The organism is Sodalis sp. RH24, assembly GCF_047324145.1.
In the GTDB taxonomy this organism is placed as follows: Bacteria; Pseudomonadota; Gammaproteobacteria; order Enterobacterales; family Enterobacteriaceae; genus Acerihabitans.
This window is the reverse complement of record NZ_CP178729.1, coordinates 4,603,548-4,624,839: the sequence shown is the minus strand read 5'-3', so window position 1 is coordinate 4,624,839 and position 21,292 is coordinate 4,603,548. Positions and strand designations below refer to the sequence as shown.

Annotated in this window: 17 protein-coding genes; 4 read left to right on the top strand and 13 right to left on the bottom strand. The window is 60.5% G+C overall.

Annotated elements, in window-relative coordinates:
• Positions 1 to 11: 11 nt before the first annotated feature.
• The 10 genes from ptrA to rppH all read right to left on the bottom strand — a co-directional run bounded on the left by ptrA (position 12) and on the right by rppH (position 13,153).
• Positions 12 to 2,906: a pitrilysin gene (gene ptrA / locus ACL2XG_RS20990; RefSeq protein WP_413721340.1), complete on the bottom strand. Its 2,895-nt coding sequence runs from the start codon at positions 2,904 to 2,906 to the stop codon at positions 12 to 14.
• An 82-nt stretch (positions 2,907 to 2,988) separates the two neighbouring features.
• Positions 2,989 to 6,402, bottom strand: coding sequence for an exodeoxyribonuclease V subunit gamma (recC, locus tag ACL2XG_RS20985; RefSeq protein ID WP_413721341.1), 3,414 nt, complete (start codon positions 6,400 to 6,402; stop codon positions 2,989 to 2,991).
• 98 nt (positions 6,403 to 6,500) lie between these two features.
• Positions 6,501 to 6,797 carry a type IV pilus modification PilV family protein gene (locus ACL2XG_RS20980; protein ID WP_413721342.1) on the bottom strand — a complete coding sequence of 99 codons (297 nt, stop codon included), beginning with the start codon at positions 6,795 to 6,797 and terminating at the stop codon, positions 6,501 to 6,503.
• A 17-nt stretch (positions 6,798 to 6,814) separates the two neighbouring features.
• Positions 6,815 to 7,240: a DUF2509 family protein gene (locus ACL2XG_RS20975; protein WP_413721343.1), complete on the bottom strand. Its 426-nt coding sequence runs from the start codon at positions 7,238 to 7,240 to the stop codon at positions 6,815 to 6,817.
• Positions 7,237 to 7,842: a prepilin peptidase-dependent protein gene (locus ACL2XG_RS20970; RefSeq protein WP_413723565.1), complete on the bottom strand. Its 606-nt coding sequence runs from the start codon at positions 7,840 to 7,842 to the stop codon at positions 7,237 to 7,239. The genes ACL2XG_RS20975 and ACL2XG_RS20970 overlap by 4 nt, the downstream gene beginning before the upstream one ends.
• On the bottom strand, positions 7,800 to 8,297 hold the full coding sequence (locus ACL2XG_RS20965; protein ID WP_410013682.1) for a prepilin-type N-terminal cleavage/methylation domain-containing protein: 498 nt from the start codon (positions 8,295 to 8,297) through the stop codon (positions 7,800 to 7,802). Before ACL2XG_RS20965 ends, ACL2XG_RS20970 begins: the two co-directional genes overlap by 43 nt.
• Positions 8,298 to 8,494: 197 nt before the next feature.
• Entirely contained in the window at positions 8,495 to 9,289 is a 795-nt protein-coding gene (gene thyA, locus ACL2XG_RS20960; RefSeq protein WP_410013681.1) for a thymidylate synthase, read from the bottom strand.
• Positions 9,290 to 9,295: 6 nt separating this feature from the next.
• On the bottom strand, positions 9,296 to 10,168 hold the full coding sequence (gene lgt, locus ACL2XG_RS20955) for a prolipoprotein diacylglyceryl transferase (RefSeq protein ID WP_410013680.1): 873 nt from the start codon (positions 10,166 to 10,168) through the stop codon (positions 9,296 to 9,298).
• A 195-nt stretch (positions 10,169 to 10,363) separates the two neighbouring features.
• Entirely contained in the window at positions 10,364 to 12,613 is a 2,250-nt protein-coding gene (gene ptsP, locus ACL2XG_RS20950) for a phosphoenolpyruvate--protein phosphotransferase (protein WP_410013679.1), read from the bottom strand.
• A gap of 12 nt (positions 12,614 to 12,625) precedes the next feature.
• The gene (rppH, locus tag ACL2XG_RS20945; RefSeq protein WP_410013678.1) at positions 12,626 to 13,153 is read right to left on the bottom strand and encodes an RNA pyrophosphohydrolase; all 528 of its coding nucleotides are present in this window, start codon (positions 13,151 to 13,153) and stop codon (positions 12,626 to 12,628) included.
• Between the two features lie 690 nt (positions 13,154 to 13,843).
• Here rppH and mutH point away from each other — a divergent pair.
• The 4 genes from mutH to ACL2XG_RS20925 all read left to right on the top strand — a co-directional run bounded on the left by mutH (position 13,844) and on the right by ACL2XG_RS20925 (position 16,762).
• A complete protein-coding gene (gene mutH / locus ACL2XG_RS20940; RefSeq protein ID WP_413721345.1) occupies positions 13,844 to 14,536 on the top strand; it encodes a DNA mismatch repair endonuclease MutH in 693 nt (230 codons plus the stop codon).
• Positions 14,537 to 14,619: 83 nt separating this feature from the next.
• Entirely contained in the window at positions 14,620 to 15,342 is a 723-nt protein-coding gene (locus tag ACL2XG_RS20935) for a TerC family protein (protein ID WP_410013676.1), read from the top strand.
• Positions 15,343 to 15,366: 24 nt separating this feature from the next.
• Complete coding sequence (locus ACL2XG_RS20930) at positions 15,367 to 15,585, top strand: YgdI/YgdR family lipoprotein (RefSeq protein WP_413721346.1); 219 nt, start codon at positions 15,367 to 15,369, stop codon at positions 15,583 to 15,585.
• A 136-nt stretch (positions 15,586 to 15,721) separates the two neighbouring features.
• Positions 15,722 to 16,762, top strand: coding sequence for an NADP(H)-dependent aldo-keto reductase (locus ACL2XG_RS20925; protein WP_413721347.1), 1,041 nt, complete (start codon positions 15,722 to 15,724; stop codon positions 16,760 to 16,762).
• A gap of 46 nt (positions 16,763 to 16,808) precedes the next feature.
• Here ACL2XG_RS20925 and lplT read toward each other — a convergent pair whose 3' ends face one another.
• The 3 genes from lplT to ACL2XG_RS20910 are packed head-to-tail and all read right to left on the bottom strand — an operon-like array spanning position 16,809 to position 20,896.
• On the bottom strand, positions 16,809 to 18,014 hold the full coding sequence (gene lplT, locus ACL2XG_RS20920) for a lysophospholipid transporter LplT (RefSeq protein WP_410013673.1): 1,206 nt from the start codon (positions 18,012 to 18,014) through the stop codon (positions 16,809 to 16,811).
• Entirely contained in the window at positions 18,011 to 20,167 is a 2,157-nt protein-coding gene (aas, locus tag ACL2XG_RS20915; protein ID WP_413721348.1) for a bifunctional acyl-ACP--phospholipid O-acyltransferase/long-chain-fatty-acid--ACP ligase, read from the bottom strand. The genes lplT and aas overlap by 4 nt, the downstream gene beginning before the upstream one ends.
• A gap of 9 nt (positions 20,168 to 20,176) precedes the next feature.
• Entirely contained in the window at positions 20,177 to 20,896 is a 720-nt protein-coding gene (locus ACL2XG_RS20910; RefSeq protein ID WP_410013671.1) for a GNAT family N-acetyltransferase, read from the bottom strand.
• Between the last annotated feature and the right edge of the window lie 396 nt (positions 20,897 to 21,292).

Below are 21,292 nucleotides of genomic sequence, written 5' to 3'. Positions count from 1 at the left end.
GCTGTTTTCCTCTATTGATGAGCAAGTACGGGTAACGTCCTTTGCAGCGCCGAGGCGTTGGGATAAAGCTGCCAGCCCGCGGGCGCGGCATATTCCGCCGGAGCGTGGCCGTCGCCGCTGCCGCCAATCTGGGATAATAGCGCCAGCCCGGTCGGCGCAATCACCGCCTGATGGAAAAAATCAGCCAGCTGCGCGAGCGTCAGCTGCCGCAGCGCCGCCACTACTTTAGCACGGGTATCGAAAGACAGGTTATCGCGCTCGATGTCATCGGTATATTGTCCCACTTCTTCGGCCAGCGTCTGCGGCTGCTGTAGCAATTGGCTGATAATGCCTTGCTTATACTGCTCGAAATCCGCGGGCGCCATAGCGCGCAGCCGCCGTTCCGCCTCGGGGAAAAACGCCTGGTAGCGCTGGTAAAGGTATGCGGGCTGCCGGGTGCCGCTTTGCAGCACAAAACCGATCCCGCCCTGGTCGCCGACAAATACCGGCACCATAAAAATCGCATATCCCAACTGTTCCTGGGTGCGCAACTGCTGGTAGAACCAGGACTCCACGATTTGCGCCAGCATATAGCTATTGGCCATGCCCTGTATCCGGTCATAGCCGGCGGGGACATACGCCGCGGACAGCGCCGCATCCGAACTGCCGCCCTGTTTTTGCATCACGGCCAGCTGCGGCCGGGTAATCTGCACTTTGTCGGCGCGCCGCCACTGCGTGCCCGTCCAACCTATCTGTTTCTTCAGCTGTGCCGACAGTTCGGTGGCCTGCTGCGGCGTCATATTGCCCACCACCAGCATATCCAGCGCGGTGGGCTTGAACAGGGTTTCGCGGTAATCAATCACATCCTGTACCGTCATGCCGTCAATCAGGGCGCGCCGCTCATCCCGTTCCACATACGGCAGGGCCGACAACACTTTGACCGGGATCATCGCCTGCGCGTACGGCTTCTCTTTTTCCGTGCCGTCCAGCTGCTGGCGATACCAGCTTTTGGCCTGTAACAGCTGATCAACCGTCGGCGTAAAGGTGGCGTAACGCTCCACCAGGCTTAATACCAGTTGCGACAGGCGCTGGGTATACCCCGAGGCTTTAATGGTCAACCCGTCGTTTTCATAGGTGGAAAAGCTGATGCCGCCCACATAGGCCTGATTGCTGAGCTCGGCCAGATCCTGGCTGGCGATATAGTCGTTCAGGGAATAAAGCACCTGATTGCGGGCGGAAGCCATGACGGCGGGATTACGGAAATTGAGGGTGATATCCGCCCGCGGCACGTCGGCGAAATACCGGCTGGGCATATAACGCAGCCGCAGTCCCGGTTCGTCGATCAGCAGTTGCGGATAGGCCGGCGCCGCGGTGGCTTTGATTAATGAAAAATCGCTGGCGATATAGGGATTGAGCGCCGGCAGCGACAGCTGGATATGAGGCTGGGTCTGGCGCCATAACGTCAGCCGTTGCGCCGGGATTTTATCCACCTGGTAAGGCGCGTTGACAAAATAAGCGCTTTTGTTATGCGGCTCGTCCGGACTGATAAACCAGATGCGGGCCTTGTCCGGCGTCATGCCGTCCAGGCGCGCGGCGATGGCCTTGGGATCGTAGCGGTCCGCCACATAGGCGGAATCGAGCACGTGCTGTACCGGCACCCGCAGCATGGAGTCCACCAGCCATTCGATATAATCCATATTGCGGGTAATCACCGGGTAGCGGAAATCCTGTTCCAGCACATGGGCGATCTCATCGAAATATTGCCTCTGTATCCCTTGTTCGCGCAGGGTCTTCAGGTAACTGAAGATTGCCGCCACCACTTCATCCCGTTGCCTGAGCCCTTTATCGCTCAGGGACGTGGCGATGGCGAACACCCCGCCGTTGCGATCGACCATGGGATCGGCGCCCGCGTCTATGGCATCCGCCAGTCCCTGTTTCTGCAACCAGTCAGCCAGGGTGTTCGGACTGCGGTTGCCAATCAGGTAACTGATATAAGTATCGGTTTTACTGCGAAAAGCCTGGCTGTTATTGGTGATGGGAAACTCGATGCGCAGCATTTTCTGCGGCTGCACCGGCTGGTAGTGGATCAGGACGCCGGTTTGCTTTTTTGTCACCGCCGGTGCGGTAATCTTGGGCACCGTGGCGTGGCGGTTGGCCACGCGTCCGTAGGTGGCGGCCGCGATCCGCGCCAATTCGGGCAACGGCTGGTTGCCGTAGATCACCGCCACCATCAGGTTGGCGGAGTAATAACGATGATAAAACGCCTTCAGCGCCTGGTGCAGGTTGCTGCCCGGCTTATCGCGTAGGGTGTCGAGGTTGCCGCCGGAAAAACGCGAGCCGGGATGGGCGGGATTCATGGTTTCGGCGCGGATTTGCGCCATGCGTAAGCCGTCATTGGCGCGGGCCATGGTGAGTTCGGCATCGACCGCATGACGTTCTTTGTCGGCATTGCCGGGATCGAGCAACGGCTCGGCGATGGCGTCCGCCAGGCGATCGATGGCTGGCTCCAGGGCGTTATTTTCCACCTCGAGGTAAAATGCGGTGCGGTAGGAGGCGGTGCTGGCGTTATGATCGCCGCCGTGCTTTTTCAGGAATTCCGCCAGGTTTTCCGGCTGTGGGTATTTTTTCGACCCCATCAGGATCATATGTTCAAGATAGTGGGCCAGGCCCAACTGGTCATCCGGGTTCTCAAGCGATCCCACCGGCACCGCGAGGGCGGACAGCGACTTCACCGCCTGCTTATCGCTGACCAGCAATACCGTCATGCCGTTGGCCAGCCTGACGGCCTGGTACTGGCGTATGTCCTTGCTGCTCTTGCGGATGGTCTCCTTTATCGGCTGCCAGCCGGCGATATCCGCTACGGCAGGCGCAATGCCCAAACAACACAACACAGCACAACTGAACAATCCCACAACCAATCTACGCATTCCACTCTCCAACAACCCTGAAGGGCCGGCCATGGCCTCTTCGCTTATTTCGCGATGTATTTACCGACTATCGCCGGTGTTGTTAGCTTAACGTGCTTTTTTTCCCCCGTCGTGCCTTTTCGGCTTCCGCCAGATTGAGGCTGAACGGCGCCAGCAGGTAAGTTTGCGCCGCCTGGATAATCGCCTCGACATGCGGCGCGTTGAGTTGCCGCATCAGCCGCTGCAGGTAGGGGTCTTGTCCCTCGCCGGGCGTGTAGCCGTCCCCTTGCCAGGCCTGCATCAGCTTATCGCGCGCCTGGAGCTGGCAGGATTCCCCCCAATCAATGGCGCCCGTACCGTGGTCGTAGCTTTGTGCCAGCCATGCGCCGCCGGCGCGGTGTAATAATAGCAGCGGCGTGCTCATGCCCTGGCCATACCCCGTCACCAGCGTCAGTAAAAACGCTTTCGCCTGCTCCGGCGCCAACGCGGCAAAACGCCACTGGCCCTTGGTGCCGTACATGCGGCTCTCCCCGCCGCCGCCCATGGCGCACCATGCCAGATGCTCCAGCCACAGCGCCATGCCGTCTTTCATCGATAAAACGCCCGGACGCCAGCGCAGCAAGCCGTCGCTCTGCGTCTGGGGCAGCCAGCCGCTCAGTTCGGCGTCGCCCAGCATCAGGCTTATCTCGATGCTTTGCGCCCCATCACGGCGTTGTTCGCGCACCGTTTCAGCCAGCAGGGCCATTTCATCGCGCTGTTTGGCCCAATACAGTTCGCCGAATGCGCCGTAGGGCAGGTATCCGGCCGCCCTGAAGGTACGGTAAAGCCGGTCGGGATCTTCCCCGGCGATAAGCGTATTAAGCAGTTGGTCGTTAAGCTGGTAGCGGTCCAGGCCTTCGACGACAAACGGCTCGTCGGCGGACAGCTCGGTTTCTTCCAGGCGGAAATAGACGCCCAGACGCTGCTGGAAATAGGCGCGCACCGGGTGGCCGTAAAACCGTTTCAGCACATCAAACGCCAGCAGGGTAACCGGCTGCGGGTCCAGCGGACGGGTAAACTCGGGATGGGGCTTGCCGCCCGCGCTGGCGGCGGGCAGCCACTCCGCGGCAAAACTTTGCTGTTCGGTATCCTTGATAAAATTCTCGGCGGCAAACGGCATGCGGCTGTGCCACTGGCACAGATGCGCGCTGACCCGGGCGGCGCTGGTGTCCACATCCACCGCCTCATCCCCCGGCAGGTAAAAACTCTGCGCGACATACTCGATCAATTCGCTGACCAGCACCGACGGATAGCGTTGACTGTTATCCTGGATCGAACGGCCGATAAAACTGATGTAAAAACGCTGCTGGGCCGACAGCAATGCTTCCAGGAACAGGTAGCGGTCATCGTCGCGGCGGCTGCGGTCGCCCCGTCTCGCCTGGCCGGCCATTAAATCGAACCCCAGCGGCGGCAGCGAACGCGGATAGACGCCGTCGTTCATGCCCAGCAGGCACACAACCTTGAAAGGGATGGATCGCATGGGCATCAGCGTGCAAAAATTAATCGTGCCCGCCAGGAAGCGCTGGCTGACGCGCTGCTGATCCAGCCGGGCGGATAATTCGTCGCGCAGCAGCGTGATCGACAAGGGTTCGTCATAGGCAGCCTGCAGGCCGAATTGCAGGATCTCCTGCCATTGGGTTTCCAGCAGGGCCAGCGCGGCTTCGGTCTCGCTGTCCGGCAGGAAAAAGTCCGCCGCCAGTTCCCGGCAACAGGGCAGCCATCCGGCCAGGTCGCGCGGTTCCCGCAGGATGTCCCGCCAGCGCCTGAGCTGCGCCAGCAATTCCGCCAGATGGCCCACCAGTTCCGCAATCAGCCCGCTTGATTCGTCGTAAGGCAGAATACCTCGCCAGTCCCCGCTATGGCTGTCCATGGCGTACCCCAGCAGCATGCGCGTCAGCCCGAATTGCCAGGTATGCTGGCCGGTGGCGGGCAGCATCAGCTCGCGGATATTATCGTCGTCCAGGCCCCAGCGGATGCCCGACTCGGCGACCCATTGCCGCAGCAACTTCTGCCCGTCCTCGTTAATCGAAAAACGCGCCGCCACCGCCGGCACCTCAAGCAGCGCCAGCACCTGTTCGGCGGCGAAGCGGCTTTGCGGCAGCTCCAGCAAGGACAAAAACGCCGGCAGCGCCGGATGGATATGGCGCGCGCGCCGGTCGGAAATGGCAAACGGCAGATAGCGCCCGCTGCCGGCATGACCGAATACCGCCTGGATCGCGGGCGTATAACGATCGATATCCGCCACCATGACGATAATGTCGCGGGGCGACAGGCTGGGATCGTCGCCGATCATCGCCAGCAGCCGATCGTGCAGCACTTCCACCTCGCGCTGCGGACTGTGGCAGACATGCAGGCTGAGGGAACGATCGGAGGGCTGCAGCAGCCGTTTTGTCCGGCTGTTCTCCAGCGTCTCGCGGGTCATGCCGACCACGGCATGATCTTCCAGTTCCAGTATGTCGCGCTGCAGGGTGGATAGCAGGCCGTCGTCCGGCGGGTCGACAAAGGCGTCTACTTCCTGGACGCCCTCCAGTTGGGCCAGCAGATACAGGTTATCGCGGCCCAGTTTACCCCAGGAAGCCAGCAGAGGATTGCCGACCTGCTGTTCTCCCGCGTCGTTGAACAGCGCCCCGGCCTCCGCCGGCCGGCGGAAAAGGCCCTGTTCCCGTGGCTCCCGGTAATGGGTGCGTTTGCGGTTTTGCAACTTGGCCAGGAAGGCGTAATCGCGGATATCGCCCCAATAATAGCGGCAAGGGTTGGTGAAAAGCAGATGAATGTCGATATGGCGCCCCAGCGCCTGCAACGCCTGTAGATAGGTGGGGGGCAAGGCGGAAATGCCGCAGATAAATACGCGTTCGGGCAGGCCCGGCGGACATTCGGCCGCCTCTTCCAGCGTCTGGATAAACCGCGTGTAGAGGTTGGCGCGATGCCAGGGAGATTGCCCGGCCCGGTCGGTGAACGCCACCAGTTCCCGCCACAGGGGGGCTTGCCAGGACTGGGCATCGCCCAGGTCCGGCACCGGCTCTGCGCGCTGCCAGCGCTCCAGCCAGTCCGGCCTGAAGACCAGGTATTGATCGAAAAGATCCGCGATACGGGCGGCAAACTGGAAACATTTACGCCGGTCGCCGTCATCCTTAAGGTACTGGCAGATCACCTCGAACCCGGGCTGCTGGCACAGCTTTGGCAGCAATGCCATCAGTTTCCAGGTCATGGCATCCTTGGAGAACGCGCTCTCCTGCGGGATATCCGGCAATACGCGGGTGAACATTTGCCAGATAAAGCTTGCCGGCAAGGGAAATTCGATATTGGCGGAAATGCCGAACCGCGCCGCCAGCGCCATCTGCATCCATTGGGCCATGCCGGAGCTTTGCACCAGGATCACCTCCGGCTGGAACGGATCGCGCAGCGGACGCCCCTCGATCAGCGCGGCGGCCAGCGCTTTAAGCAAATCCAGCTGGTTTGAATGGTACACCGTAAACATGCCGCCCCCTTTCGCCTGACCCAACGGGTGTTACTCATGCCGACACTCTAGCGGTATTCGCGCTGAAAACAAGCGTTGATCACCCGCCATCGACGGTATCACCCCCACGTCGCTTCGCATCCACGGGCAAACAAAACCATTCGCACAGCGTTGCCCGTTGCCCGCGCGCGGTTGCGACCCCGGCACTGACCCGCGTACAGCCGCAGGCTTGGCAGGCGATATCCTTCCAACGCCTGGTGGCTGAGCGTCAACGCCTGGCGGTACTGGCGCACATCCTCCTGCCGGTTCGCCAGCCGCTGCAGATAGTGCAGCATAAACAGCGCCACCAGCGAAAACAACAGTACCGCCATTAATGCTTCCGGCATGCCGTGCCCCCGCTGATGATAGCTTTTCATTACACCTCGCAAAGGATTCAGCCCGGGTGGTAGTCCAGCCAGCCCGCGGGCAGCGGCGTCAGACGCCATGATGTTGCGCCGTCCCCCAACTGCCCCGCAGGGCGCATCGCCACCACGCGGTACAGATACACCGGTTCGGCTACACCATCGCCGTGGCCGCGCAGTATCCATCTGCCGCCCGCCCCCGCCAGCAGGCAGGCCTGGAAATTTCCGCCCGGCGGCCGCAGGCATTGCCCGTCCTCCCCCCGCCAGCACTGGCCGGTTCCCCACGACAGCGCGGATTCGGCCTGATGAAAAGCGCTCAGGTAATGCTGTTCATCGGCAATCAACGCCAGGGAAGCATCCATAAAACGCTGCCACGCCGCCAGAGCCGCCATGCCGGTAAACAATACGGCCAGCAGCGCCGCCAGGGAACCGCCGCCCCGCTGCGATTGAGTATTCATCCATTACGCCCGACAACGATCCGGCTGGTCCGATACCCGCCGCCGGGACGATCGCTTTGCACGCCATGCAGCGTGATCCGCCATGCATGGGCCGCCACCGGTTCAAACCTGAGCCGTGTTATCCGCACCTGCCGGGGATCGTGCATATTGGCCCAGCCCGCCTCGTCGCAATGCCTGACGCCGCGCTGGGTTTCCAAGGCGCCGCGATGCAAACGGTAGCCGAAGGTATCGTTGACGACGCGGCCTCCCGCCGTTCTGGCCCCGGTCGGATAAAAGGCGTAACTGACGATCAGGCAGGAATTTTCACGCTCGCCGCGTCGCTGCCCCAGCACGACGCCGGACCGTGCGCAGGGCGGCCGGCAATGACCGGCGCGGCGCAAATCTTTTTCCATGGCCAGCAGGCTGTAATCAATCTGCCGAACCAGCCTGGCCTGTTGCATGCCGCCGTGGCTGAGGCGATGCAATAGCGGCAACAGCCGCAGGCCGGCCAGCAGCAGCAGGGACACCACCGCCAGGGCGCCCAGGGTTTCCGCCAGGCCCGCCCCCCGCTGCGCCCGGTTTAGCACGGCCCGATCCCCGCCCAGCGGCCGTGCTCGCTGCACACCCTGACCCGCCCCTTGCCAGACAGGATAACCCTGATCCTGCCCGCCGGGTTGCTGAGCGTCAGGTGGGCCGGCGTGGCGGTATTGCGCAGTCCCGCCAGGGTAAGGTAGCCGGGCGTGGAAATTTCCAGCCGGATACTCCCGGCGGACGCCTGCCGCCGCAAGGTCATTGCCGGCGCCGGCATAGGGCGCGCCTGCGCGTCCCCACGCGCCTCCAGCGACCAGTCCAGGCCGGTTCGCACCCTGATGCGATAATGATGATTGCCCCAGGCGGCCCGGCACTGTAAACGCTGCATGAAATCCGCTATCTGGCGCGCCGCGTGTTCGAGCTGGGATTTATGCTGGTAATGCCGCCAGACAAACGTGCCCGACAGCGCCAGCATCGCCGTCAAGGCCAGCACCAGCATCATTTCAATCAGGGTATAGCCCCGCTGTGACAGGTTGGGAATTTTCATGCACCGCAGGATAGCGGCTATCCATCCCGCCGCGCTACCGGGTAAGACGCAAAGTGCGACGGGCTGTCGCAGGGATTTAGGGGAGAGGTGCAAACAGACAAAATATTGCGGGGAGCATAACAAAACTATGGCGCCCCACGGCGCGGCAGGCCCGTTAACCTCCCTTGCAAAGCAGACGTGTTAACGGGCGCGCAATATCAGATTGCCACGGGCGCCTTGATTGGCGGATACGGGTCGTAACCCTGGATATCAAAATCCTCAAAACGGTAGTCGAACAGCGACGCGGGCTTACGCTTGATCACCAGGCGCGGCAGTTCACGCGGCGCGCGCGTCAGCTGCAGGTCGGCCTGCTCCAGATGATTGCTGTAAAGATGGGTATCGCCGCCGGTCCAGACAAAATCCCCCACCCGCAGGTCGCACTGCTGCGCCACCATATGCACCAGCAGCGCGTAGCTGGCGATATTAAACGGCAGGCCGAGGAAAATATCGCATGAGCGCTGGTAAAGCTGGCAGGACAGCGTACCGTCCGCGACATAAAACTGGAACAAGGCATGGCAAGGCGCCAGCGCCATCTGATCCAGCTCGCCCACATTCCAGGCGGAAACGATAATGCGCCGTGAGTCGGGGTCCTGGCGCAACTGCTCGATCACCCGGCTCAGCTGATCGATCCGGCGGCCGTCCGCCGCGCCCCAGGCGCGCCATTGCTTACCGTACACCGGGCCAAGATTGCCGTCCTTATCCGCCCACTCGTCCCAAATAGACACGTTGTGCTCGTGCAGATAATCCACCTGGGTATCGCCGTTGAGAAACCACAGCAGCTCATAAATGATCGAGCGCAGGTGGCAGCGTTTGGTGGTGACCAGCGGAAAACCCTGCTGCAGGTTAAAGCGCATCTGATGGCCGAAAATCGATAAGGTGCCGGTGCCGGTGCGATCGGCTTTCGGCGTGCCTTGATGCCGAACCAGGCGCATCAGTTCCAAATACTGTTTCATGTGACCTCAGGACAGTTGTTGCTGGGGGCGGCGGCGGTAGGCCCAGATAAACATAATCAGACCGGCGATAATCATCGGCAACGACAGGATTTGCCCCATGCTGATGGCATCGTCGAATAATCCGAGCTGCGCGTCGGGCTGGCGGAAAAACTCCACGATAATGCGAAACGCGCCGTACCCCATCAGAAACAGGCCGGAGACGCTGCCCAGCGGGCGCGGCTTGCGGATAAACACATTCAGGATGATAAACAGCACCACGCCTTCAAGCAGCAGCTCATAAATTTGCGAGGGATGGCGGGGCAATACGCCATACTGGTTAAACAGCGCCTGCCATTGCGGATGCGAAGGCAGCAGGGCCAGATCCTCGGCGCGCGAGCTGGGAAACAGCATCGCCCACGGGGTATCCGTCGTTACGCGCCCCCAAAGTTCGCCGTTGATAAAATTGCCCAGCCGGCCGGCGCCCAGGCCGAAGGGGATCATCGGGGCGATAAAATCCGCCACCTGGAAGAAATGGCGTTTGGTGCGGTGGGCAAACCACAGCATCACGATAATAACGCCCATCAGGCCGCCATGGAACGACATGCCGCCGTCCCATACCTTAAACAGATAAAGCGGATTCTCGAGGAACTGCGGCAGGTTATAGAACAGCACATAGCCGATGCGTCCGCCCAGGAACACGCCCAGGAACCCGGCATACAGCAGATTCTCCACTTCATCCTTGGTCCAGCCGCTGCCGGGCCGGTTGGCGCGGCGCACCGCCAGCCACATGGCAAAGACGAAACCGACCAGGTACATCAGGCCGTACCAATGGAGCGACACCGGTCCCACGGAAAAAATCACCGGGTCAAACTGCGGGAAGGCCAGATAATTCATTGTCATTCATCACCACGATTTAAGTCATTTTCACCGCGTCGGTGCGACGGGGCGGCAGGCCGTTCGGTCACGAAAAAGCGTTGCGTCGCCGTGCGCCTGGTTCGTCCGATGGCGGCATATCATAGCATAGCGGCCTAATGTTCGCGGCGGGGCGACGGAAAATTTACGCGTTTTTAATATCGGGTTGCGCCGCCGGCCGTCCTACCTGCCGCCGCGGATAAGACCGCCCAGCCCGCGGCGCTCCAGAAACGCCGCCACCTGATGACGCACATCGATGGCATTTTGCGCGGTGAGCACCCGTTCCACCAGGGTAACGGCGTCGCCGAGCTCCACATTACGCAGCAGGTATTTGATGCGGGCGACGCTGCGTCCATTCATGCTGAGGGTGCGATAACCCATGCCGGCCAGCAGCAGCGCGCCCATGGGGTCGCCGGCCATTTCGCCGCACAGGCTGCAATCGAGCCCCAGCAGGCGGCACTCGGCGACGATTTTCACCAATACCTGCAGCATGGCCGGATGCAGGCTGTCGTACATGGCCGCCACCCGGGTATTGTTGCGATCCACCGCCAGCAGGTACTGGGTCAGGTCATTACTGCCCACCGAGACAAAATCCACCCGGTTGATCAACAGCGGCAGCATAAACACCATGGCGGGCACTTCAATCATCACCCCGATGCGCAGCGGCGGCAGCGCGTACCCCAGCATGTCCTCCACCTCGCGCCCGGCGCGGTCGATGAGGCGCCGCGCCTCGTCGATTTCGTCGACGCTTGTGATCATCGGCAGCAGGATACTGAGATTACCGGTAGCCGCGTTGGCCCGCAGCATGGCGCGCACCTGGATGAGGAAAATTTCCGGTTGATCGAGCGTGATGCGGATACCGCGCCAGCCCAGGCAGGGGTTTTCCTCATTAAGCGGCGCCATATAGGGCAGTTGCTTATCCGAGCCGACATCCAGCGTGCGCAGCGTCACCGGCTTGGCCGGGAACAGCTGCAACATGCCCTGGTATTGCGCGACCTGTTCATCCTCGGACGGAAATCCGCTTTGCAGCATAAACGGAATTTCGGTGCGGTAGAGGCCGACGCCGTCCACGCGATTGCCCAGACGCTGTTCATGTCCGGCGCTCAGGCCGGCGTTAAGCATCACCTGGATGCGCTCGCCGCTTTTCATGGTCGCCGGCTGTTCCACATCGTCTTCCGCCAGGCGGCTGAGCTGTTTTTCCTCGCTGATTAAACGCTGGTACTCTTGCACCAGCACCGGTTCGGGATCCACCAGCAGCTCGCCGCGATAACCGTCCACCACCAACAGCCGCTGGTTTAGCAGCGCCGGCTGGATATCGGCGCCCATAACGGTTGGGATGCCCATGGCCCGCACCAGGATGGCGGCATGGGAATTGGCGGCGCCGTCCCTGACCACCACGCCCACCATTTTGTCCTGCGGCATCTCGGCCAGCAGTGTGGCGCTCAGCTCATCGGCCACCAGGATAAAACGCGACGGCCAGGGCGTCTCGCCCTGGATGTTATCGCCCAGATGAAACAGCAGGCGTTGCCCGAGGGCGCGTAAATCGCCGGCGCGCTCGCGCATATAGCTGTCATTCAACTGCGCGAACTGCTCGGCGAACAGCTCGATAACTTGTTTTACCGCCCATTCGGCCATGGCGCCGGCATCGATTCGCGCAAACAGCTCACGCTTTAAGCGCGCGTCGTTAAGCAAATGGGAGTAAAGATCGAAAATCGCCGCGCTGTCTTTTTGCGCATTGGCGGTGAAACGCTTGCTAAAACGGCGGAACTCCGCCGCCGCTTCGCCGAGGGCGAGCGTCAGGCGCTCGCGCTCGCGCGCGCTGTCCAGCGACGAAGCTTGAAAAACCTGATCGAGCGAAGGCTGGCTGTTGTCCACCCACCCCTGGGCTATCGCCACGCCGGGGGCGGCGGCCAGCGCGCGGATGCGCGTCTGGCGGTATTGGCCGAACAGCGCGTTGAGCTGGGATTGCGACAAAATACCGGCCATTTGCGTGGCCAGCGTCACCATAAAGGATTCTTCGCTTTCGTCGAACTGCCGATGTTCGCGCTGCTGCACCACCAATACGCCCAGCAGCTGGCGGCGGTGGATAATCGGCACGCCGAGGAAGGAGCGGAAACGCTCTTCTTTTACCGCCGGAATGTACTGGAAGCTGGGATGGTTATGGGCATCGGCCAGGTTGATGGGCTCCGCCAGGCGGCCCACCAGCCCGACGATCCCCTGGTCGAAAGCCAGCGTGATGGTGCGCCCGCGCGGTTTTTGCAAACCACGCGTGGCCATCAGGTAGTAGCAGCGGCGATCGTTATCGGCCAGATAAACCGAACAGACTTCGGTATCCATCGCCAGACAGGTCTCATTGACCAGAATTTCCAGCGTATCCGACAGGCGCGGCGCGGCAGCGACCTTTTCAACGATTTCCCGCAAGCGCGTGAGCATATTCTGCGTGGCTTAACCCCTCTTCCGTCTGTAGCCTGGGAGAGTCCGTTGCACAGCGCTTTCCTGCAACGGCATGACAATAGTAGAAAACTCTTTCATTACCCGGCGGTAAACGTCCCGCTTAAAAGAAACCACCTGGCGCACCGGGTACCAGAAACTGACCCAGCGCCAGCCGTCGAACTCAGGGGTGCCCCCGCGCTGCATATTGATATCGGCGTCCGGGCACATGAGCTGCAGCAGGAACCATTTTTGCTTCTGGCCGATACAAACCGGCTTGGTGTCCCAGCGTACCAGACGCTTCGGCAGCTTGTAACGCAACCAGTTACGGGTGGAGGCCAGTATGCGCACATCCTTACGGCTCAGCCCGACCTCTTCGTACAGTTCACGGTACATGGCCTGTTCCGCGGTTTCGCCGGGATTAATGCCGCCCTGGGGAAACTGCCATGAGTGCTGCCCATATCTCCTGGCCCATACCACCTGCCCATCACGATTACAGATCACAATACCAACATTCGGGCGGTAGCCATCATCATCGATCACCGGACTACCTCGATTACATAAAATGCAAGATAGCCTGATTGTTTCACACTCGCTCAATACGGTAAACCACTGCTTTTAAGGAATGTCCGACTTCCTGGACGTCGAATGGCGTCCGGATGCGGCATGGTTATCAACAGCCGGGGATAACTGCCGGTGCTTTTATTCACTTTTTCTGTGGATAGGTATGTGCAGAACACTGGGTTAAAGAGGGAAAACTTTTCGCCGCGCGCCGGCTTTGCAAAACGCGCCGCGGGAAAACACAATGATTTTCAATCGCCTGTTGCCGGATCCCGCAGTGGGAACGATCGTGCGGGATCCGCCTGTCCACCGGTTGCGCGCGATGAGGTTAAAAAACAGACGATGATGATTTTATCCACAAATTATGCTGTAAAGCGCGGCGATATATGTACAAACCTGTAAAAAACAGGGGCGTCAAGGCTGTAAATAGTGACAGTAGTGCCAGTTTATCAGGTTTATCCCATACTTCTGTGGATAACATGGTGTAAGATCCTGTTCATTGTCGCCCGCTTCAGGTGTACAACCTCGGGCGCGCCGGCGGCAAAACGCGATCGGCGCTTAAAAAAGAGTGTGAAATCATGCTATTATTTATGGCTGATGATTAAATGCCGATCCTGGGTCGGACGGCCCCGGCGGCCGATTAGTTTTTATACAGCACGCGGATAACTGTTTATGACCCTTCCCCTCATCGCCACACCGATCCTCCCGCCGGGGGACGAAATAGAGCTATTGGCGCGCGCCAGCGCCCTGGCGGGCTATAATCTGGGTGAACTGGCGGCGCACGCGGGCCTGGTGCTGCCGGCCAACCTGAAACGTGATAAAGGCTGGATCGGCGTCTTGCTGGAACGTTACCTGGGCGCCAGCGCGGGCAGTAAACCCGAGCAGGATTTTGCCGCCATCGGGGTGGAACTGAAAACCATACCGGTCGACAGCCGCGGCCGCCCCCTGGAAACCACCTTTGTCTGTGTCGCGCCGCTGACCGGCAACAGCGGCGTCACCTGGGCGTCCAGCCATGTCAGGTATAAGCTGGCCAGGGTACTGTGGATACCGGTGGAAGGCGAACGCGCGATCCCGCTCACCCGGCGCCGTATCGGCACGCCGCTGCTGTGGAGTCCCAGCGCCGAGGAAGAATCGCTGTTGCAAAACGACTGGGAGGAATTAATGGATTTAATCGTACTCGGGCGCGTGGAACATATCACCGCGCGCCACGGCGAGGTGCTGCAGTTGAGGCCCAAGGCCGCCAATAGCCGGGCGCTGACCAGGGCCATCGGCGAATTCGGCCAGCCGATCATGACGTTACCGCGCGGGTTTTACCTGAAAAAGACCTTCACCGGGCCAATGCTGGCACGGCATTTCCTGATGTAAATGCATTTTACCTTGCCTGCTGCCCTTTGGACCTGTTTATAATATTCGTTTAAGCTTCGTTTACATTTAGGTAATGGATCACAATGTTTGATTGGATCGTGGATCCCGATGCGTGGCTGGCGCTGGGAACACTGACTGTTCTGGAAATCGTCCTTGGTATTGATAATATCATTTTTCTCTCCCTGGTCGTCGCCAAGCTGCCCGCGAGACAGCAAGCCAAAGCCCGCCGTCTGGGCCTGTTCGGCGCCATGGTCATGCGGCTTTGCCTGCTGGCGTCCATTTCGTGGGTGATTCGCCTTACTTACCCGTTGTTTACCGTTTTCGCGACCGAGGTATCGATTCGCGACCTGATATTGCTGCTGGGAGGATTGTTCCTTATCTGGAAATCCTGCCGGGAGATCCACCAGGCGCTGGAAGGGGGCGAAGCCGATCAAAGCACCAATGTCAGTTCGTTTCTCGGCGCCATCACGCAAATCATGCTGCTGGATATTATCTTCAGCCTGGATTCGGTGATCACCGCCGTCGGCCTGTCCAATCACCTGTTTATCATGATGGCGGCGGTGGTGATCGCGGTGGGCGTGATGATGTTCGCCGCGCGGCCGATAGGAGAGTTCGTCGCCCGCCATCCCTCGGTCAAGATGCTGGCGCTGGCGTTCCTGATTTTAATCGGCTTTACCCTGATCCTCGAAAGCGTTGATATTCATGTACCTAAAGGCTACATTTATTTTGCGATGTTTTTCTCTATGGGCGTCGAGGCGCTGAACCTTCTCAGGAATAAGAAAGTCAGCCACGCCCGTCGTAATTGATCCAATGCTTAACATGGACATAACATGAATAAAAAAGTGGCAATCGTATCGGCGGTGTTATTCACCGTCATGCTATCGGGCTGCGCCAGTGATTATGTGATGGCGACCAAGGACGGCCGGATGATTTTGACCCAGGGCAAACCTAAACTGGATAAGTCCACCGGCCTGATTCGCTATACCGACGAGCAGGGCAATGATATGCAGATTAACGGTGATGAGGTATCGCAGATGATCGCGCGCTGAGCGTTCGGCGCCCTTGTCGGTTAAACATCCCCGCCCGCCCATTTTGCGCTTTTCCCCGCGCCCTGGCTTGGTTATAGTCTGATCGGGCGGCGCCTGTTGACGCCTGATCTTTTCAGACATTAAGGAACAAGCCTCAATGCATTATCACCGTATTCCCCATAGTTCACTAGAAGTCAGCGTTCTGGGATTGGGCACCATGACCTTTGGCGAGCAAAATACGCAGGCCGATGCCCATGCGCAGCTGGATCATGCCGTTGCCGCCGGGGTGAATCTGATCGACACGGCTGAAATGTATCCGGTGCCGCCGCGCCCCGAAACCCAGGGACTGACCGAAACCTATATCGGCAATTGGCTTAAGCAACGGGGCGGACGGGAAAAAATCATCCTGGCCAGCAAGGTCGCCGGCCCCACGCGCGGCAATGATGCCGGCATCCGGCCCCAGCAGATACTGGATCGCAAGAATATCCGCATGGCGCTGGACGCCAGCCTGCAGCGGCTGGGCACCGATTATCTCGATCTCTACCAGGTGCACTGGCCGCAGCGCGCCACTAACTGCTTCGGCAAACTGAATTACCAGTACACCGACGAAAAACTGGCGGTAACCATACTCGAAACGCTGGAAGCGCTGGCCGAGCAGGTACGGGCGGGGAAAATCCGCTATCTCGGCATCTCCAACGAGACACCCTGGGGCGCCATGCGTTATCTGCAGTTGGCGGAAAAGCACGATCTGCCGCGCATCGTCACGGTGCAGAATCCCTACAGCCTGTTGAACCGCAGTTTTGAAGTGGGCATGGCGGAAATCAGCCAGTTTGAAGGGCTGGAGCTGCTGGCCTATTCCAGCCTGGCCTTCGGCACGCTGACCGGTAAATACCTCAATGGCGCCAAACCGGCGGGCGCGCGCAATACGCTGTTCAGCCGCTTTACCCGCTACAGCGCGCCCCATACCCAGCAGGCGATTGCCGAATATGTGGCGCTGGCGCAGCGCTACGGCATTGACCCCGCGCAGATGGCGCTGGCGTTTGTGCGCCGGCAACCGTTTGTGGCGTCTACCCTGCTGGGCGCCACTTCCCTGGAACAGTTACAGACCAATCTCGATAGCCTGGAACTGACGTTAAACGACGAGATTATCGCCGAACTGGAAAACATCCATCAGCGCTTTACCATCCCGGCGCCTTAACCCGCACGGAGCGGCGCTATCGGTCGCTCCGCGTGTCGCCACGGCTTCAGCCGGCGGTTTTGCCGGCGCGGGTGGTCAGCCACAGCAAGGCAATCGCCAGCGCGAATACGACGCCGAAGCCCACCCCGATAATCACGGCCGGCACGCCAAGCCTGACCACCAGCGAATACAGCCCCAGCATCAGCAGCATGGCGATATTCTCGCCGAAATTCTGCACCGCGATGGCATTGCCCGCGCCTACGCTCTCCTTGCCGCGCTGTTGCAGCAGCGCATTTAACGGCACGATAAAAAAGCCGCCCAGGATACCGATCAGCGCCAGCAGCAGATACGACGGCAACAAATGATGTTGCAGGCAAAGCGCCACCACCACCACGCCCATCAGGATGCCCGCCGGCATGCAGCGCCGTACCGTCTCAAGCGTGACCAGCCTGGCCGCGGCGCCGGCGCCGAACACGATGCCCACCGCCACCATGGCGTTGAGGGTGGTCGGCGTGGCGTTATCGTTAATGCCCAGCGCCACCGGCACCCAGAGCACCAGCAGGAAACGCAGGGTCACCCCGGCGCCCCAGAACAGGCTGGTGCCGATCAGGGAAAAGCGGGTGTAGCCGTCGCGCCAGAGCAGGCGGCAGGCGGTGCCGAAATGGCCCGCCATGCGCGCCGGATGCCAGGAGCTGTCCTTGCGCGCCGCGGGCAGGCGCGGGATAAACAGATTGGCCGCCACCGCCACGCCATAGGTCAGGGCGCAGACCGCCAGCGCCGTGATCAGATGCCAGTCGGCCAGTACCCCGCCGGCCACGGAACCGGTCAGGATGGCGGCAATGGTCGAGGCTTCGATCAGGCCGTTGGCCTTGACCAATTGCCCGCCCTGGGTCAATTCGCCCAGAATGCCGTATTTGGCCGGCGAGTAGGCCGCCGCGCCAATCCCCACCAGGCAATAACCGATAAACGGATTAAAACCGAAACAGATAAGCAGCGCGCCGGCAAGCTTCAGGGAATTAGCCGCCATCATCACCCGGCCCTTGGCGAAATTGTCGGCGAACTGGCCGACAAAGGGCGCCAGCACGATATAGGCGGCGACAAACAACATTTGCAGCACCGGCTGGCTCCACGCCGGATATTGCTGTTCCTTGATCAATGCAATGGTGGCGAACAGCAGCGCATTATCGCCAAACGCGGAAAAAAACTGCGCGGACATGACCGCCAGCATCGGTCGGGATAATACGCCCGCCGGAGTGGTTACAGATGGGTTCATCCCTGTGGCTCCGTGGCTTCCGCCATTTTTTTCAAGGCTACATAATCGGGCTTGCCGCTGCCGAGCAACGGCAGCGCGTCGAGGTGGCGGATATCCCGCGGCACGTAGATTTCGGCAATACCGTCCTGCCGGGCCTGCTGGAACAGCTTCTCCCGCGTCAGCGCGGCATCGGTGGTAAACAGCACCAGGCCCTCGCCCTTGGCTTTATCGTTTTTGGCGGATGCGCCGTGCCGTGCGTCCGGCGATACCTTCAGGGCCAGTTGCTCGACGCTTTCCAGGGACACCATTTCGCCGGCCAGCTTGGCAAAGCGTTTTACCCGGCCCTGGATGGCGCAAAATCCCTGGGCGTCCAGGGTGACGATATCGCCGGTGTCGTACCAGCCCTCTTCGCGCACCCCCTGTTCGTTGTCGGCCGCCGGCGTTTCCAGGATGCCGGGATGTTCCACCCGCAGGTAGCCGCGCATGATATTGGGCCCGCGCAGCTGCAGCCGCCCGCCTTGTTCAATGCCCGGCACCGCGATGATCCGCGCCTGCATGCCCGGCAGGATCTGGCCGACGGTATGAGGCTTCGCCGCCAGCGGAACATTGATCGCCACCACCGGCGCGCATTCCGTGACGCCATACCCCTCCAGAATGCGGATGCCGAACTTTTCCTGCCACAGCAAGCGGGTGTTTTCGGACAATTTTTCCGCCCCGGCGACCACATAACGCACCCGGGCAAAATCATACTGGTGGGCCAGACGGCCGTACTGCGCCAGGAAGGTGGAGGTGCCGAACAGCACGGTACAGTTCTGGTCGTAAACCAGCTCGGGAATAATACGATAATGCAGCGGGCTCGGATAAAGCAGCACCCGCGCCCCGGTGAGCAGCGGGGTCAGCAAACCGACGGTGAGGCCGAACGCATGGAACAGCGGCAGCGCCGACATAAATTTGTCACGCGGGGTGAAATCGGCCACCGTGCGGATTTGCTCGATATTGGCCAGGATGCCGTCATGGGAATGGACCACGCCTTTCGGCGTGCCTTCCGAGCCGGAGGTAAACAGCACCAGCGCGCTGTCGCCGGGCTGTTGCGCCACCTCGGCCCGGTCCGGGAACAGTAAATGCCCAAGGATCCACAGCTTATCCCGCAGCGTCACCTGATCTTTTAGATCCTCCAGATAGACCCAGCGCGCCCCGGTGACCTGTTCCGGCAGGCCGGCCAGCTTGGCTTTGTCCAGGAACTGGCGGGAAGTGACGATAGTATTGATGGTGGCGGCTTTAAGCGCGTTGTTGATGCCGCTGGCGCCGGAGGTATAGTTCAGCAACGCGGGAATGCGTCCGCGCAAACCGGCGCCGAGGATAACGGCGGCGGTAATGGTGGCGTTGGGCAGCAGCAGGCCGACATGCTCGCCGCGGGCGGTAAAACGTTCGAGAATCCGGCTGACGCCGAAGATTTTTTTCAATAATCCGCGATAGCTGTCCGGACTGAAGGCGATATCCTCGATGCAGGGCTTGCCGACGCCATAGCGCCGGGCCGCCGCCAGCAGCGCCTGATACAACGTCTGCCGGGGCCGGGAGGCCATGCGCGCCTCCATCATGATGCGATGCAGGTTCTCGCCGGCCAGCCGGCGGCGATCGCGCGCCCTGGGCGCCGCGGGCATCGGCAGGGACACCGGGGCCTGCAGATGAAGGGTGATTTTGGGAAACCAGTGGCGCTTGATGATGCCGCCCATGCGGCTGAACGGCGTCAGTTCCGGCCCATCCAGCCAGACCGGCACCACCGTTGCGCCCGAACGGGACGCAACGAACGCCGCCCCATCGTAGATTTTCATCAGCGACCCGGTGACCGAAATGCGCCCCTCGGGGAAGACCACAATCGGCCGGCCGCTGCCGACATACTTGATAAGCTGTTTAATGCTGAGCGGCTTGGTGGGGTCGAGCGGCAGGATATCCACATAACGTTTTACCACGCGCATATACCATACGTCGGTAATCGTGGAATAAATGGCGAATACCGGTTTTACCGGCAAAAACAGCGCCAGCAGAATACCGTCCATAAACGAGACATGATTCGGGGTAATCATGATCTTCGGCTGCTGCAATACCCGCGTATCGCCAACCAGTTCCACCCGATAAAGCAGCCGGAACAGCCGGCGCAACACAGAAAAAAGCATACCATCTCCTTATTGGTTTGCGGACCTGAAATCCGCCAGCGGCCGCTTTTGCCTGCCTTCGGCGCTAAAATTATCGCTATCCAGCCAGGCGCGCAACGCCCGGCCGACGGCCGGCCATTCGCTGTCGATAATGGAATACCAACAGGTATCGCGATTGTGTCCTTTGGCCACCACCGCCTGGCGGAAGGTGCCCTCGTATTGAAACCCCAGCCGGCGGGCCGCCTGGTTGGAAGGCTGGTTCAGGCTATGGCATTTCCATTCGCAGCGCCGGTAACCCAGGGTGTCAAAGCTATAGCTTAGCAGCAGGCTGATGGCTTCGGTGCCGCAGGGCGATCGTTTCATCAGCGGCGACCAGTTAACCCAGCCGATTTCCAGCACGCCGTTGGCCGGGTCGATGCGCATCAGCGCCACCGAGCCCGCCGCCAGCCCGGTGGCCTGGTCGATGACCGCGTAAAACAGCGGATCGCCGCTGGCCGCATTGGCGGCGATCAGGGCATCGCACGCGGCGGGGGTCGCCGGCCGGCGGCGGGAAAAGTAGGTCCAGTCGCGTTCGTCGGCGATACTGTGCCAGGCGCTGAACAGCGCCGGGCTATGGGTTAACGCCAGCGGCTCCAGGCGGCAAAAACGCCCGGCCAGGGTAATTTTTTGCGGCAGCGGACGGGACTGCCAGTCCGCAAGCCGGGCGCCGATAGGCTGGCCGTATTCATTTACCAACGTTGCCTGTTGCATAATGTGGTCCTTTTGCCTGGTAACCGGTGAAGAGAAAAAAAAGCGGCGCACAAAAGGTATTACAACCTAAAAGCGGTCATACATAAAGTCCGGGATAACAATAGCGTGCGGCGGGAACTGAAAAGCGCGGGCAAAAAAAAACCTACGCATCCGCGTAGGTTGGTGCAACTGAAATGGTTTCAACATACAGAGTATGCTGATTTCTCACCAATCAATACCTCTGGGAGTACCTACTCTATAGTCCGTCACCCGATTACACTACCGCATAATCGCAAGATTACCGCTCGAAATGAAACCAACTGTAAAATTTACCCCATCATTGATTCCATTCGGCCAGGTTATCGCCCGGACCGTCTAAAACAATGCGGTCACGGCCGGCGGCGGCGACGGCGTTCA

What these genes read in the sequence shown, in the direction of transcription:
- ACL2XG_RS20910 (WP_410013671.1), bottom strand. Translation starts at nt 20,896, where the DNA reads ATGCAACAGGCAACGTTGGTAAATGAATACGGCCAGCCTATCGGCGCC.
- lplT (WP_410013673.1), bottom strand. Translation starts at nt 18,014, where the DNA reads ATGAACCCATCTGTAACCACTCCGGCGGGCGTATTATCCCGACCGATG.
- ACL2XG_RS20975 (WP_413721343.1), bottom strand. Translation starts at nt 7,240, where the DNA reads ATGAATACTCAATCGCAGCGGGGCGGCGGTTCCCTGGCGGCGCTGCTG.
- lgt (WP_410013680.1), bottom strand. Translation starts at nt 10,168, where the DNA reads ATGACAATGAATTATCTGGCCTTCCCGCAGTTTGACCCGGTGATTTTT.
- ACL2XG_RS20980 (WP_413721342.1), bottom strand. Translation starts at nt 6,797, where the DNA reads ATGAAAAGCTATCATCAGCGGGGGCACGGCATGCCGGAAGCATTAATG.
- aas (WP_413721348.1), bottom strand. Translation starts at nt 20,167, where the DNA reads ATGCTTTTTTCTGTGTTGCGCCGGCTGTTCCGGCTGCTTTATCGGGTG.
- mutH (WP_413721345.1), top strand. Translation starts at nt 13,844, where the DNA reads ATGACCCTTCCCCTCATCGCCACACCGATCCTCCCGCCGGGGGACGAA.
- ACL2XG_RS20925 (WP_413721347.1), top strand. Translation starts at nt 15,722, where the DNA reads ATGCATTATCACCGTATTCCCCATAGTTCACTAGAAGTCAGCGTTCTG.
- ptsP (WP_410013679.1), bottom strand. Translation starts at nt 12,613, where the DNA reads ATGCTCACGCGCTTGCGGGAAATCGTTGAAAAGGTCGCTGCCGCGCCG.
- ACL2XG_RS20965 (WP_410013682.1), bottom strand. Translation starts at nt 8,297, where the DNA reads ATGAAAATTCCCAACCTGTCACAGCGGGGCTATACCCTGATTGAAATG.
- ACL2XG_RS20935 (WP_410013676.1), top strand. Translation starts at nt 14,620, where the DNA reads ATGTTTGATTGGATCGTGGATCCCGATGCGTGGCTGGCGCTGGGAACA.
- ACL2XG_RS20930 (WP_413721346.1), top strand. Translation starts at nt 15,367, where the DNA reads ATGAATAAAAAAGTGGCAATCGTATCGGCGGTGTTATTCACCGTCATG.
- thyA (WP_410013681.1), bottom strand. Translation starts at nt 9,289, where the DNA reads ATGAAACAGTATTTGGAACTGATGCGCCTGGTTCGGCATCAAGGCACG.
- ptrA (WP_413721340.1), bottom strand. Translation starts at nt 2,906, where the DNA reads ATGCGTAGATTGGTTGTGGGATTGTTCAGTTGTGCTGTGTTGTGTTGT.
- recC (WP_413721341.1), bottom strand. Translation starts at nt 6,402, where the DNA reads ATGTTTACGGTGTACCATTCAAACCAGCTGGATTTGCTTAAAGCGCTG.